Below are 12,773 nucleotides of genomic sequence, written 5' to 3'. Positions count from 1 at the left end.
GCCACGCTGCGGCATACTCTGCGCATGCGCGAACCCCTCTTCCGCCACCGCGACGAACCGAGTCCGTTGCCGGATTTCTGCAGCCTGCCTGTGCTGTTCACCCTGCTGGTGACCGGTGCGCTCGCCGCCACCGTGGTGTGGCTGGCCGCGGGTGATCATCGCGACTTCGCCGGTTACAGCGTGGGCATCCTGTTCGTGACCTGGCTGGTGCTGGTGATCGGCGTGGCGCTGTGCCTGTCGCGGGGGGGGCTGCAACGCTTGCCCGGACACCTGCCCTACCTCGCCGCCTGGCTGCTGATCATGCCGATCGTGGGCGCGGCGAGCTGGATGGCACACGGGCTGGACGAGGCGCTGCAGATGGGCCTGCTGCGTGACGGCGCGGCGGCTTTCGTGCGCGACAACGTGCTAATCGCCGCGTTGCTCGGCGCGGCGATCCTGCGCTACTTCTACGTCGCCGCCCAATGGCGGCTGCGCCTGGCGGCGGTCAGCCGCGCACAGGTGGAGGCACTGCAGGCGCGCATCCGCCCGCACTTCCTGTTCAACAGCATGAATACCGTGGCGGCGCTGATCCCGGTCGACCCGGAGGCCGCCGAGCGCACGGTGGAGGATCTGGCCGAGCTGTTCCGCGCCGCGCTGGGCCAGAACGAGCAAGGCGACGGCACGCTGGGCGAGGAACTGGCCCTGCTCGACCGCTACCTCGCGATCGAGCAGCTGCGCCTCGGCGAACGCCTGCGCGTCGAGCGCAGCCTGGACGACTTGCCGCGCGACTTCCCGTTGCCGCGGCTGCTGTTGCAGCCGCTGGTGGAAAACGCGGTGCGCCATGGCATCCAGCCGTTGCGCGAAGGCGGTGCGGTGACACTGCGCGGCGGCCGGCAGGGCGGTGCCATCGTGATCGAGATCGCCAATCCGCTGCCGCCCGGGCCTCCCCGCGGCGGCAACGGCCATGGCCTGGACAGCGTCCGCCGCCGGGTGGCGTTCCGCTACGGCCCGCGCGCGGCGGTGCAGGCCGGGCCACAGGGCGAGCGCTACGTGGTGAGCCTGCGCCTGCCGCTGGAAAACGAACCATTGAAGAAGAGCCGGGGGCCCTGACGATGCGCGTGCTGATCGTCGACGACGAACCGCTGGCGCGCATGCGCCTGGCCACGTTGCTGGACGAATGCGAAGGCGCCGAACTCGTCGGCAGCGTGGGCGACGGCGAGGCCGCGCTGGCCGCGCTGGCCGACCTGCAACCCGACCTGCTCCTGCTCGACATCAACATGCCCGGCCTCGACGGCATGGCGCTGGCCGCGCGGCTGGCCGGGCGCGCGCGGCCGCTGGTGGTGTTCTGCACCGCCTACGAGAACCACGCGCTGCACGCCTTCGAGCTTGCGGCGGTGGATTACCTTTTGAAGCCGGTGCGGCTCGAGCGCCTGCGCGAAGCGCTGCAACGCGCACGCAAGCGGCTGGCCGAGGTGCCGCGCGCCGCCACCGCCTGGCTGCATGCGCGCGTGCGCGACGAACAGGTGCGCGTGGCGCTGGACGAGGTGATCTGCCTGCTCGCCGAAGAGAAATACGTGTGTGTGCGGCACGCCGGCGGCGAACTGCTGATCGACGAGTCGCTGCGCCAGCTGGAAGACGCGTATCCCGGGCAGCTGATCCGCCTGCACCGCAACTGCCTTGTTCCGCCCGCCCGCCTGCTCGGCCTGAAGAGCCTCTCCGACGGCCGCGTGCTGGCCCGCCTCGCCGGCACCGACTTCAGCCCCGAGGTGAGCCGGCGCAACCTGCCGGCGTTGCGCAAGCTGCTGCGCATGGGATGAGAGCTTGTTCAATGTCTCCGCGAGCTACGTGGAGGCATTGAACAGGCCCTGAGGCCGCGGCGCTTCGTCGCTGCCTGCGCGGCGGCCGTGGCATCGGCGACAATGGCGTCCGAGCCAGACCGTGGAGCCTGCATGACCCCGAACACCTTGCGCATCGCCACCCGCAAGAGCGCGCTCGCGCTGTGGCAGGCCGAACACGTGGCGGCGCTGTTGCGCGCGGCGCATCCGGGGCTGGCGGTGGAGCTGGTGCCGCTGTCCACCCGCGGCGACGAGATCCTCGACCAGCCGCTGGCGACGATCGGCGGCAAGGGACTGTTTCTCAAGGAGTTGGAGGTGGCGATGCTGGAAGGTCGCGCCGATCTCGCCGTGCACTCGCTGAAGGACGTGCCGGCGGAACTGGAGCCGGGCTTTGCACTGCCGGCGATCCTGCCGCGCGCGGATGCGGCGGATGCATTCGTCAGCAACGACCACGCCGGCCTTGCCGCCCTGCCGCTGGGCGCGAAGGTGGGCACGTCCTCGCTGCGCCGGCAGGCGCAGCTGCGCGCGCTGCGGCCCGACCTCGAACTGCTGGACCTGCGCGGCAACGTGGGCACCCGGCTGGCGAAGCTGGACGCAGGCCATTACGACGCGATCGTGCTGGCCTGCGCGGGGCTGGAGCGGCTGGGCCTGGCCGCGCGTATCCGCAGCCGGCTTGCCGCGCCAGACTGGTTGCCGGCGCCGGGGCAGGCGGCGATCGCGATCGAGGCGCGCGCCGACCAGCCGGCCACGCTGGCCTTGCTCGCGGTGCTGGACGACGCCGACACGCGGCAGGAAGTGGGGGCCGAGCGCGCGATGAACCAGGCGCTTGGCGGCAGCTGCACGGTGCCGGTGGGCGCATGGTGCACCCTCACCGAGCATGGCCTGCACCTGCGCGGCCTGGTCGGCGACGCTGCCAGCGGCCGCCTGCTGCACGCGCAGGCGGACGGCGCGGATGCCGCGGCATTGGGGCAGGCGGTGGCGCAGGCGCTGTTCGCGCAGGGGGCGGCCGAATTCCTCGGCACGGGCGGCTAACCTTCCAGACAGAAATTCGGCATCGAAACGGAAACGGCCCCTGCACGCAGGGGCCGTTTGGATCTCGTGGTCGGAGTCGGCCGCGAGAGTTGAAAAGTGCAGCCATGGATGGCCGCCCGTTTGATTCTCGCGATCATGGATGATCGCAAGGATAAACCCTCAGAAGTTGTAGACCAGATTGGTGGTGGTCAGCGTATCGGTCTTCTTGATGCCCGGCTGCACGTCGCTGTTGCGGCGCACCTGGAAGCCCACCTTCAGCGCCAGCTTCTTGGTCATGCTGACGGCAAGGCCGGCATCGTTCTGCAGGTAGGTGTTCTTCGAGCCCGCTTCCGTCAGGAACGTGTCCTCGAACGAGGTGTTGTCGGTGAGGCGGAACTTGTAGTTGACCAGGCCGCGGGCCACCACTTCGTGCTGCACCGGCTGGATTTCCTTGGTGCTGACACCGTTGGTGACCACGGTCAGCTCGGCCGGGCGGTATTCCTTGTAACCGGGACCGATTTCGAACGACAGCTCGTTGCGGGCATCCTTCAGCGCGATGTAGCCGTAGCCCAGCGAAACCACGCCCTGCCAGAGGTTGGCGCCGAACTCGTCGTGGTCGTAGCGGCCCGCGCCCACGATGTAGCTGCGCGGATCGAGCTTGTAGCCCACCGAGGCGCCGCCGTCGTAGCGATTGGCGGTGGTGTTGAATTCGTTGATGGTGTTGCCGTTCTGGTCGACCACCTTCTGCTGCACCTTGGTGCGCAGCACGTCCAGGAAGAAGCTGTTCTTCCACTGCTCGTTTTCCTGGTTCAGGCCGAGCTTGGCGTTGACGTTCTGCGAGCGGGTGTTGCCCGTGGCGGAGGCGAAACCGAATTCGCCCGAACCGCTCCAGCCGCCGTTGTTGGCGGCGCCGTTGGCGTCTTGCGCCTGCACACCGAAGCTCGCGCACGCCGCCAGCAGCAGGGCGGCCATCAAGGTCTTGTTCATAGGTGGATATCCGTTTCGTTAAACAATTGTAAGCGGCACACCTTAACGCAACGGCTTGAATTTTCAATGAACACGGGCCGATCAGGCCGCTTTCGCGCCGCCGGCGTCGGCCAGCGCGCCCTCGTACAGCCAGCGCTCCAGCAGCTGGCCCAGCAGGCAACCGGGCGCGGCGAGCGCGGCCGCCAGCAAGTCGCCGGAGCTGCCGCCCAGCAGCAGGGCCGTGCAGGGCAGCGCGTAGCTCAACAGCGACGCGACCAGGCGTGCAGTGAAGCGACCGCGGTTCGCCGCGCCCTCGCCGGCGGCTGTTTCGGGCTCGCGCAGCGATTGCCACAACCCGCTTTCCAGCAGGCCTTGGCCGAGCGCCAGCCCCAGCAGAAGCAGCAACCACAGGTAGGCGCCCCGCCCGCCGATGAACTCGTCCTGCGCCAGCGCGCTCAGCCACAGCCAGAGGCCACCGATATAGGCCGCGATGGTGATGCGGCAGGCGGGCAGCAGCGCGGTCGCGCGTTGCAGGGAGGGCGGCAGGCGTGCGCGGTCGTCGTGGGTGGCCAGCTGCAGGCTGACCAGGCTGCACAACATCAGCACGGTGCCGGCCAGCCGGGTCACCCAGAAGCGATTGTCGCCATGCACCAGGCCTGCCACCGCCAGCACTGGCAACCAGGTCGCCAGGGCTGCCAACGCGGAGCGCGTGGGACGGTAGCCTGGGCGCGGCAGCCAGCCATGCCAGCGGGCCAGCCCGGGTACCCCCAGGCAGGCCAGCAGCAGGCCGCTGCCCACCAGCACGGCACCCAGCCCCAGCGGGATCAGGGTACCGCTGCGGCCAGGCGGGCTCAGTCCCAGCAGGAGCGACAGCCCCAACCAGAACCAGATGCCGTAACCGGTGGTCGCCAGCACCTGCACCAGTGCGGCGGGACGGTTCGAGCGCTGGGAAGGCGCCGCTGGCGTCGCCATGTTGGCCGCGATCGCATCGGGCCGCTCGCGGGTGGACTGCATGGCTGGGTACCGTCGGGGAAGGCGAGCGGCAAGCTTAAGCCAGGTACCCCTTGCGCGGGTCAGGCCGCCGCTCGGCAGGCTTGCGGGCGCCGGCGGGCGTACCCATGCTAGGAAGCCCACGCACCCTGCCGCGACTGCCGAGCCCGCCATGGACCGCTACGAACGCATCCTCACCCTGCATCGCCTGCTGAAGTCGGCGCACTACCCGGTGCCGCTGCCCAAGTTGATGGACGAGCTGGAGTGCTCGCGCGCCACGCTGTACCGCGACGTGGCCTTCCTGCGCGATGCGCTGGGCGCGCCGATCGAGAGCGCCGGCGGCGAGCACGCCGCATTCCGCTACGAGCTGGGCGAGGGCGAGCGGTTCGAGCTGCCGGGGTTGTGGCTCACCTCGGATGAGCTGGCGGCGCTGCTGGCCCTGAACGAGCTGATCGGCCGCAGTGGCCCGGGCGTGCTGGCCGGCGCACTGGCGCCGTTCAAGTCGCGCATCGAGCACCTGCTGTCCGACCGCGGCAGCGGCAAGGCGTTGCCGGTGGAGCGCATCCGGGTGATTCCGTGGGGCGCGCGCAAGCTCGACCAGCAGGCATTCCGCATCGTGGCCGGCGCGGTGCTGGAGCGGAAGCAGCTGCGGTTCCGTTATCGCGCTCGCACCACCGGCGCCGACAGCCGCCGCACCGTGTCGCCGCAGCGCCTCACCCACTACCGCGACAACTGGTATCTCGACGTGTGGGATCACGACCGCGAGGCGCTGCGCAGCTTCGCGGTAGACCGCATCGCCGAGGCGCAGGCGCTGGACGCCCCTGCGCGCGACGTGCCCGATGCGGAACTCGACCAGGCGCTGGCCTCCAGCTACGGCATTTTCGCCGGATCGCCCAAGGCCTGGGCTACCGTCCGCTTCTCCTCGCACGCGGCGCGCTGGGTGGCCGACGAGCACTGGCATTCGCAGCAGAAGGGCGAGTGGCTGGCCGACGGTCGCTACGAGTTGCAGCTGCCGTACTCCAACTCCAAGGAATTGTTGATGGACGTGCTCAAGTACGGCCCTGACGCCGAGGTGATCGCGCCGCTGTCCCTGCGCGAGGAGATGAAGATTCTGCTGCAGCTGGCGCAGGGCGCGTACCAGAATCCGGCGCGTTAAGAGGCGCGCGCTGTGCGCGAAAGCTCCCGCCCCCGATCCGCGCCGAACGCATTCGCGCACAGGGTGCGCTCCTACGGCAGCGTCGATTGCGGCGCCGCGTAGCTCAGCGCGCCGTTCTGGATGTGCGCGGCCGAGGTCCACGGATGCACCACGCCGTGCCGCAGGTCGAGGATGTGGATCACCTCGATGCCGCGCTGTTTCAGCACGTCGGCGATGATCGAGCGGTGGCAGCGCCACCACACCGCTTCGGCGCACATGATGGCCGTGCGCTGGCGCGCGGCGAACGCGAGCAGGGCGCTCAGGCCTTCCGCGAATTCGGCACTGGCGAGGTGGTCGGCGTAGCCGCGGAACGCGGGGTTCCGCCAGGCGGTGTTCGGCGAGTCCGGTCGCGCGCGCCGCCGTCCACCCAGCCCGGGGAACCAGCGGTAGTCCAGGCTGTGCGCCTGCAGGCTCTGCGCCAGCCCATCGTGCGCGAACTGTGGCGAGTGCCGCGAAGCGGGGAAGCGGCGCACGTCGGCGATCGCCTCGATGCGGTACGCCGCGAGCAGGGCGAGGAACTCCTCCAGCGTGCGGGTGGAGTGGCCGATCGTCCACGCCCTGGCGGGAGCGGCAGCGTTCACGCAATCTTGTGCAGCGCCCTGCCCTTGTGCATGGCGACGTGGTCGGTCTTGTCGCTCTTGATCTCGTATTGCGGATCGTCCCGGCTGCAATGGCGCGGGTGGCCCTTGTACAGCGTGTCCGCCGTGTGCACCTTCACGATGCGGCCGGTGACGTGCCCGGCCTCGGAATTCCAGCGCACGTGGTCGCCGACGTGGAACTGCTGGCTCATGGTGGTGGTCTCAGGTGGCTGATGACGCCCATCATGTTCGCACCGTCCGCGTGCAGCGACTGCAAACGGCACGGCGGCGGGCTAGGATGGACGCAACCGACAGGAGTACGACATGCAAAGCGGCAACCCCGCCCTCAACAAGAACACCTTCCTCGACGCCGCCAGCGGGGCGGTATTCCAGCGCGATGGCAATGCCATGACGCTCAACGGCACGGTCAACAAGACCGGGCTGCTGCTGGTGCTGGTGGTGGTCGGCGCGATGTTCAGCTGGAGCCGTTTCCACGGCGCCGAGAGCCTGCCCGCGCTGGGCCCGCTGGTGCTCGGCGGTGCACTGGTCGGCTTCCTACTGGCCATGGTCACCGCGTTCAAGAAGACCTGGGCGCCGGTCACCGCGCCGCTGTACGCGCTGGCCGAAGGCGTGTTCGTGGGCGCGCTGTCGGCGATCTTCGAGATGCGCTACCCCGGCATCGTGATGCAGGCGGTGGGGCTGACCTTCGGCACGATGGCGGCGATGCTGCTGGCCTACCGCAGCGGGCTGATCCGCGCCACCGACAAGTTCAAGCTCGGCGTAGTCGCCGCCACCGGCGGCATCCTGCTGGTCTACCTGGCCAGCTTCGTGATGGGATTCTTCGGCCACAGCTTCGGCTTCATCACCGGCAGCAGCACCTTCGGGATCCTGTTCAGCCTTGCCGTGGTGGTGATCGCTGCGCTGAACTTGATCCTCGACTTCGACATGATCGAGCAGGGCGTGGCTGCGGGGGCGCCGAGGTACATGGAGTGGTACGGCGCGTTCGCGCTGGTGGTGACCCTGGTGTGGCTGTACCTGGAAATGCTCCGCCTGCTGTCGAAGCTGCAGTCGCGGAACTAGCCGAAGGCGGGGAAAAGCTCTCTTTTCCCGCTCGCCGGATCCGGTGCGTACCCGGATTCGGCTATGGCGCGGCAGGCGCCCTGGGCCTGACGCGTGCCACCCATCCACGGCAGGCCCAGGCGAGTTCGGGCGGCGCGCTGGCATCGGCTAAGCTCTCCGCCGACTCCGCCGCCGTGGATTTGCATGAGCCAGTTCGCCCTGTTCGGCCAGCGCCGTTTCGCGCCGTTTTTCTGGACCCAGGCACTGGCGGCGTTCAACGACAACGCGTTCCGCAATGCACTCCTGGTGCTGGTGGCTTTCCAGCTGGGGCTGGATGATCACACGGCCTCGATCTACACGAACTTCGCGCCGGCGCTGTTCATCCTGCCGTTCTTCCTGTTTTCGGCCAGCGCAGGCCAGCTGGCGGAGCGGTTCGAGAAGACGCGCATCATCCGCTGGGTGAAGCTGTTCGAGATCGCGGCGATGGTGGTCGCGGCGGCGGGCTTCATCACCCATCATGTCGCGCTGCTGCTGGTGGTGCTGTTCATGATGGGCCTGCACTCCACCGTGTTCGGGCCGATCAAGTACGCGATCCTGCCGCAGGCGCTGCAGCCGGCCGAACTGGTGGGCGGCAACGGCCTGGTGGAAATGGGCACGCAGCTGGCGATCCTGCTCGGCATGATCGCGGGCACCACCGCGATGGGCGAGGCCGGACCGTGGCTGGCGGCGGCCATCACCATCGGCGTGGCGCTGGTCGGCTACCTGCTCTGCCGCGCGATTCCGCCGGCTCCGGCCACCGCGCCGGAACTGAAGATCAACTGGAATCCATTCGGCGAAACCGCGCGGGTACTGCGCATCACCCACGCCGACCGCGCGGTGTGGAACGCGGTGCTGGGCATCTCCTGGTTCTGGTTCTTCGGCACTGTGCTTGTGGCGCAGCTGCCGATCTACACGCGCGAGACCCTGGGCGGCGACAACACCGTCTACACCCTGGTGCTCACGCTGTTCTCGATCGGCAGCGGCATCGGCGCGCTCGCCTGCGAGAAGCTCTCGGGCCGGCGCGTGGAGATTGGCCTGGTGCCGCTGGGCGCGTTCGGGCTCACCGCGTTCGGCATGGACCTGTACTTCGCGCGGCATGGCCTCGCCCCCGTGCGCGGGTTGAACTGGCTGGGCCTCCTGCGCGCGCCGGGCAGCTGGCGCGTGGTGCTCGACCTCACCCTGATCGGCGCCTTCGCCGGCCTCTACGTTGTGCCCCTGTTCGCCTTCGTGCAGGCGCGCGCGCCGCGCGAGAAGCTCTCGCGCGTCATCGCCGGCAACAACATCATGAACGCGGTGCTGATCGTGGCGGCAGCCGGCTTCGGACTGGGCCTGGGCGCACTGGGGATGGACGCGGTGCAGATCTTCCTTGCCACCGCGCTGCTCAACGTGCTGGTGGCGGCTTACATCTTCACCCTCGTACCGGAGTTCATCCTGCGCTTCGTCACGTGGCTGCTCACCAATACGCTGTATCGCGTGCGCGCGGACGGCCTGCAGCAGGTGCCGGAGGAAGGTCCGGCGCTGCTGGTGTGCAACCACGTAAGTTACGTCGATGCCTTGCTGCTGATGGCGAACCTGCGCCGGCCCGTGCGCTTCGTGATGTACTACAGGATCTTCGACATACCGGGGCTGCGTTTCCTGTTCCGCACGGCCAAGGCCATCCCCATCGCCGGGCAGAAGGAAGATCCCGCCGTGCTGCAGCAGGCGTATGACGCCATCGACGCGGCGCTCGCCGACGGCGAGCTGGTGTGCATCTTTCCCGAGGGTGCGCTGACCCGCGACGGTGCCGTCGCGCCGTTCCGTCCCGGGTTGGAGACGCTCCTCGCGCGCCGCCCGGTGCCGGTGCTGCCGGTGGCGCTGCGCGGACTGTGGGGCAGCATGTGGAGCCGGCGCGATTCCGCGTTGCGCCGCGCGCGCCTGCCGCGCCGCTTCCGCGCCCGGGTGGAGCTGGTGGTGGATGCGCCGGTGCCACCGGAGCGCGCCAGCGCGGCGACGCTGGAAGCGCGCGTGCGCGAACTGCGCGGCGAGATGGCGTGACGTGTCGCCGCGGGAGCACACCTTGTGCGCGTATGCTTTCGCGTTCCGTTCAAGGCGCGAGGGCATTCGCGCGCAAGAGGCGCTCCTGCAGGTTGCCTAGCGCAGCCACCCGCCGATCACGATCAGCGCCACTGCGCTGAGCCAGGCCAGCAGGGCACGCAGCAGGGCGCCGCGCAGGCGGCGCAGTTCCCGCAGCGGATCGCTGCGCTCCTCCGCGTAGCCCTCCCCGCCCTCGATGTCGACCTGGATGTCAGCGCGCGCGGCGGCGCCGAGGAAACCCGGGCCTTCGTTGAGCCAGCTGTTCGGCAAGGCCTGCTGGTGCCAGCGCCGCCAGGCGCCGATCACCGCGTCCCAGTGGCCGACCAGGGCCAGGGTGAACACCAGCAGTTGCGCGGGCAGCCAGTCCAGTGCGTTGGCGAGATGGCGCGCGGTGCCACGCGCCTCGGCGTCCAGCCGCAGCGTGTCGTCGTGGGCCAGCGCGCGCGCCAGCCGGTACAGCAGCGCGCCCAGCGGGCCGAGCAGGAAGAACCAGAACAGCACGCCGAAGCGCCGGCGCAACGCCGCGTAGACGGTGGCTTCGCCCAGCGCGTCCGCACGCCACGGCAGCAGCGCGCCGTCCTCGCCCAGCGCCTGCGCGGCGGCCTCGCGGCTGGCGCCGTCCGGCGCGGCCAGGATGGCTTCCAGATCGGCCTCGAAAGCGTGCGGGCCAAAGCAGAACAGCAGCACCGCCAGCGCGAACAGCAGCCGCAGCAGGTCGGCCAGCGGCGGCAGGCCCAGCAGCCACAGCGCCAACGCGCACAACAACAGCGGCAGCAGCACGGCCAGCACCACGCGGCCGATGCCACTGGTGTCGCCCAGTTGCGCCACCCAGCGGCGGAAGCCGGCGTCGTTGCGCCAGTGCGCGAGGCGCGGCTGCCAGTGCAGCAGGCCGAGGGCGATCAGGGCGACGAGCAGTCGTATGGCCATGCGCTTCTCCGGGAAACCGCCGCATTGTAAGCGAGCCGTCTGCGCGTCACATGACGCACGCTGCCCGCTTCAGGCGTGTACGGCGTGTTCCGCAAGCAATGCGTCGAGCTCCATGCCGGCGCGCTCGCGCAGCCAGTGTTCGAGCAGCCGGTAGGACACCGACAGCGGCGTGGATGGCAGGAAGCTGCCGTCGGCGATGCCGTCGGCGATCTGCTGCGGGGTGAACCAGCGCGCGTCTTCCAGCTCGCGGTCGCGCAGGCGGATCGCGGGGTCGCGCGCCACGGCAGTGAAGCCCACCATCAGCGAGGCCGGCATTGGCCAGGGCTGCGATGAGTGGTAGCGCACCTCGCCCACCAGCACCCCGGATTCCTCCATCACCTCGCGGCGCACCGCGTCTTCCAGCGCCTCGCCGGGTTCGATGAAGCCGGCCAGCGTGGAGTAGCGCCCTGGCGGCCAGCCGGCTTGGCGGCCGAGCAGGCAGGCGCCCTCGTGCTCCACGATCACGATGATCGCGGCGTCGGTGCGCGGGAAATGCAGGCGGCCGCAGGCGGCGTTGGTGCACTGCATGCGGTGGCCGGCCGAGACGATGGCGAGCGGAGCGCCGCAATGCGTGCAATGCCGCGTCTCGCGCTGCCAGTGCGCCAGGCCCTTGGCGTAGGCGAACAGGCCGGCCTCGTCGGCGGGCAGCAGCAGGCCGGCCTCGCGGAGGCTGGCGCGACGCGCGGCCAAGGTCGCTTCCAGTGCGCCGGCGTGCGCGTCGTCCGCCAGCGCCAGCAGAAAATGCGGGCGGCCGCCGGCAATGCCGAGCAGCGACGCCGGCGCGTCGCCGCACAGTCGCTGGCGCTCGCCGGCGTCCAGCCAGCGCAGCGCGTCGCGGTCGGCGTCCAGGAAGGCGCGGCCCGCCGCATCGAGCAGCAGGAAGCGCACGTCAGGCGCGACGGCCTGCGCCGCGATCCACGCCGCGTCGTCGCGGCGTTCGGCCATGCGGTCGAGGATCAGGCTGAGTCCGGCGAAGGTGTTGCCCTGCGTAGCCGCACCCATGTTCAGGCGGAGAACGAGGAGCCGCAGCCGCAGGTGGTCTTCGCGTTCGGGTTGCGTATCACGAACTGCGCTCCGCCGAGGTTCTCGCTGTAGTCGATCTCGGCGCCGGTGAGGTACTGCAGCGACAGCGGGTCGCACAGCAGGGTCACGCCCCCGCGTTCCAGCGCGAAGTCGTCCTCGGCCTGGGCCTCGTCGAAAGTGAAGCCGTACTGGAAGCCGGAGCAGCCGCCACCGGAGATGTACACGCGCAGCTTCAGCGCGGGATTGCCTTCCTCCGCGATCAGCTCGTGCACCTTGCGCGCGGCGGCGTCGGTGAACAGCAGCGGCGCACCGCTGCTGCGATAGTCGGGAACGGAGGGAAGCGGGACGACGGTATCCATGGCACTCAGATGGGGGCGCTGGCGGGTGCTGCAAGCATACTTCGCCCGCCTTGCCGTGGCATGACCGTTGTCGCGGTCGGCACCTGCGGGGTATTCCATGTCACCCACCGGACTCCCAGGCGGCGCGTCCGACCCGGTACCGCACGTGCCTGCGCGAATCAGCCACCGGTGTGGGCGATCCCAATCGACAGGCCGCGGCCGGGCCGGGGGGCTGGAAATCCGCAGTTTCTCAGCCCTGCATCTTGCTCTGCAGGTAGCGCTCCGCGCCGATGTCCTTGACCAGGCTCTGCTGGGTCTCCAGCCAGTCGATGTGTTCTTCCTCGTCGTGCAGGATGCCCTTGAACAGATCGCGGCTGACGTAGTCGGCGATCCCCTCGCTGTGCGCGATCGCCGCGCGCAGGTCCTTGGCGGCGGCGAGCTCCAGGTCGAGGTCGCCCTGGATGCACTCCAGCACGTTCTCGCCGATGCGCAGCTTGCCGAGATGCTGCAGGTTCGGCAGGCCGTCGAGGAACAGGATGCGCTCGATCAGGCGATCGGCATGCTTCATCTCCTCGATCGATTCCTTGTACTCGTGCTCGGCCAGCTCCGCGTAGCCCCAGTCCTTGAACATGCGGCAATGCAGGAAGTACTGGTTGATCGCGGTCAGCTCGTTGTAGAGCACCTTGTTGAGGAATTCGATGACCTTGGCGTCGCCCTTCAT

14 protein-coding genes are annotated in these 12,773 nt (G+C 69.5%); 6 read left to right on the top strand and 8 right to left on the bottom strand.

Going from position 1 to position 12,773, the window contains the following annotated elements; translation table 11 throughout:
- Positions 1-24 precede the first annotated feature (24 nt).
- The 3 genes from AC2EWF_RS08035 (at position 25) to hemC (ending at position 2,846) form a co-directional block, all read left to right on the top strand.
- On the top strand, positions 25-1,089 hold the full coding sequence (locus AC2EWF_RS08035) for a sensor histidine kinase (RefSeq protein ID WP_483638834.1): 1,065 nt from the start codon (positions 25-27) through the stop codon (positions 1,087-1,089).
- A gap of 2 nt (positions 1,090-1,091) precedes the next feature.
- Positions 1,092-1,796 (top strand): LytR/AlgR family response regulator transcription factor, encoded by a 705-nt coding sequence (locus tag AC2EWF_RS08030; protein ID WP_483638833.1) that lies wholly within the window; start codon positions 1,092-1,094, stop codon positions 1,794-1,796.
- 132 nt (positions 1,797-1,928) lie between these two features.
- Positions 1,929-2,846, top strand: coding sequence for a hydroxymethylbilane synthase (gene hemC, locus AC2EWF_RS08025; protein WP_483638832.1), 918 nt, complete (start codon positions 1,929-1,931; stop codon positions 2,844-2,846).
- Between the two features lie 159 nt (positions 2,847-3,005).
- On the opposite strand, the gene AC2EWF_RS08020 is transcribed toward hemC, so the two are convergent.
- Together AC2EWF_RS08020 and AC2EWF_RS08015 are read right to left on the bottom strand one after the other, a co-directional pair.
- On the bottom strand, positions 3,006-3,812 hold the full coding sequence (locus tag AC2EWF_RS08020; RefSeq protein ID WP_483638831.1) for a DUF481 domain-containing protein: 807 nt from the start codon (positions 3,810-3,812) through the stop codon (positions 3,006-3,008).
- Positions 3,813-3,893: 81 nt separating this feature from the next.
- Positions 3,894-4,805 carry a hypothetical protein gene (locus AC2EWF_RS08015; protein WP_483638830.1) on the bottom strand — a complete coding sequence of 304 codons (912 nt, stop codon included), beginning with the start codon at positions 4,803-4,805 and terminating at the stop codon, positions 3,894-3,896.
- A 148-nt stretch (positions 4,806-4,953) separates the two neighbouring features.
- Between AC2EWF_RS08015 and AC2EWF_RS08010 the strand changes: the two genes are divergently transcribed.
- Positions 4,954-5,937, top strand: coding sequence for a helix-turn-helix transcriptional regulator (locus AC2EWF_RS08010; protein WP_483638829.1), 984 nt, complete (start codon positions 4,954-4,956; stop codon positions 5,935-5,937).
- A gap of 71 nt (positions 5,938-6,008) precedes the next feature.
- Here AC2EWF_RS08010 and AC2EWF_RS08005 read toward each other — a convergent pair whose 3' ends face one another.
- A complete protein-coding gene (locus AC2EWF_RS08005; protein ID WP_483638828.1) occupies positions 6,009-6,557 on the bottom strand; it encodes a DUF488 domain-containing protein in 549 nt (182 codons plus the stop codon).
- Positions 6,554-6,766 carry a hypervirulence associated TUDOR domain-containing protein gene (locus tag AC2EWF_RS08000; protein ID WP_483638827.1) on the bottom strand — a complete coding sequence of 71 codons (213 nt, stop codon included), beginning with the start codon at positions 6,764-6,766 and terminating at the stop codon, positions 6,554-6,556. Before AC2EWF_RS08000 ends, AC2EWF_RS08005 begins: the two co-directional genes overlap by 4 nt.
- A gap of 112 nt (positions 6,767-6,878) precedes the next feature.
- Here AC2EWF_RS08000 and AC2EWF_RS07995 point away from each other — a divergent pair, with 112 nt between their 5' ends.
- Both AC2EWF_RS07995 and AC2EWF_RS07990 read left to right on the top strand, forming a co-directional pair.
- Positions 6,879-7,634, top strand: coding sequence for a Bax inhibitor-1/YccA family protein (locus tag AC2EWF_RS07995; RefSeq protein WP_483638826.1), 756 nt, complete (start codon positions 6,879-6,881; stop codon positions 7,632-7,634).
- 183 nt (positions 7,635-7,817) lie between these two features.
- Positions 7,818-9,686 (top strand): MFS transporter, encoded by a 1,869-nt coding sequence (locus tag AC2EWF_RS07990; RefSeq protein WP_483638825.1) that lies wholly within the window; start codon positions 7,818-7,820, stop codon positions 9,684-9,686.
- 96 nt (positions 9,687-9,782) lie between these two features.
- Here the strand turns inward: AC2EWF_RS07990 and AC2EWF_RS07985 are convergent, their stop codons facing one another.
- From AC2EWF_RS07985 to bfr, 4 genes are all read right to left on the bottom strand, one after another.
- Positions 9,783-10,652 carry a beta-lactamase induction protein gene (locus AC2EWF_RS07985; RefSeq protein ID WP_483638824.1) on the bottom strand — a complete coding sequence of 290 codons (870 nt, stop codon included), beginning with the start codon at positions 10,650-10,652 and terminating at the stop codon, positions 9,783-9,785.
- Positions 10,653-10,721: 69 nt separating this feature from the next.
- Complete coding sequence (gene nudC, locus AC2EWF_RS07980) at positions 10,722-11,693, bottom strand: NAD(+) diphosphatase (RefSeq protein ID WP_483638823.1); 972 nt, start codon at positions 11,691-11,693, stop codon at positions 10,722-10,724.
- A 2-nt stretch (positions 11,694-11,695) separates the two neighbouring features.
- Positions 11,696-12,073, bottom strand: coding sequence for an iron-sulfur cluster insertion protein ErpA (gene erpA / locus AC2EWF_RS07975; protein ID WP_483638822.1), 378 nt, complete (start codon positions 12,071-12,073; stop codon positions 11,696-11,698).
- Positions 12,074-12,302: 229 nt separating this feature from the next.
- The gene (bfr, locus tag AC2EWF_RS07970) at positions 12,303-12,773 is read right to left on the bottom strand and encodes a bacterioferritin (protein ID WP_483638821.1); all 471 of its coding nucleotides are present in this window, start codon (positions 12,771-12,773) and stop codon (positions 12,303-12,305) included.

Source organism: Rhodanobacter sp. sgz306013, assembly GCF_057031145.1.
This window is presented reverse-complemented; position numbering and strand designations above follow the sequence as displayed.

Excerpts from the sequence above, each read along its gene's own strand:
- AC2EWF_RS08015 (WP_483638830.1), bottom strand. The coding sequence starts at position 4,805 with ATGCAGTCCACCCGCGAGCGGCCCGATGCGATCGCGGCCAACATGGCG.
- hemC (WP_483638832.1), top strand. The coding sequence starts at position 1,929 with ATGACCCCGAACACCTTGCGCATCGCCACCCGCAAGAGCGCGCTCGCG.
- nudC (WP_483638823.1), bottom strand. The coding sequence starts at position 11,693 with ATGGGTGCGGCTACGCAGGGCAACACCTTCGCCGGACTCAGCCTGATC.
- AC2EWF_RS08010 (WP_483638829.1), top strand. The coding sequence starts at position 4,954 with ATGGACCGCTACGAACGCATCCTCACCCTGCATCGCCTGCTGAAGTCG.
- AC2EWF_RS08035 (WP_483638834.1), top strand. The coding sequence starts at position 25 with ATGCGCGAACCCCTCTTCCGCCACCGCGACGAACCGAGTCCGTTGCCG.
- AC2EWF_RS08030 (WP_483638833.1), top strand. The coding sequence starts at position 1,092 with ATGCGCGTGCTGATCGTCGACGACGAACCGCTGGCGCGCATGCGCCTG.
- AC2EWF_RS08000 (WP_483638827.1), bottom strand. The coding sequence starts at position 6,766 with ATGAGCCAGCAGTTCCACGTCGGCGACCACGTGCGCTGGAATTCCGAG.
- AC2EWF_RS07990 (WP_483638825.1), top strand. The coding sequence starts at position 7,818 with ATGAGCCAGTTCGCCCTGTTCGGCCAGCGCCGTTTCGCGCCGTTTTTC.
- erpA (WP_483638822.1), bottom strand. The coding sequence starts at position 12,073 with ATGGATACCGTCGTCCCGCTTCCCTCCGTTCCCGACTATCGCAGCAGC.
- AC2EWF_RS07995 (WP_483638826.1), top strand. The coding sequence starts at position 6,879 with ATGCAAAGCGGCAACCCCGCCCTCAACAAGAACACCTTCCTCGACGCC.
- AC2EWF_RS08020 (WP_483638831.1), bottom strand. The coding sequence starts at position 3,812 with ATGAACAAGACCTTGATGGCCGCCCTGCTGCTGGCGGCGTGCGCGAGC.
- bfr (WP_483638821.1), bottom strand. The coding sequence starts at position 12,773 with ATGAAGGGCGACGCCAAGGTCATCGAATTCCTCAACAAGGTGCTCTAC.
- AC2EWF_RS07985 (WP_483638824.1), bottom strand. The coding sequence starts at position 10,652 with ATGGCCATACGACTGCTCGTCGCCCTGATCGCCCTCGGCCTGCTGCAC.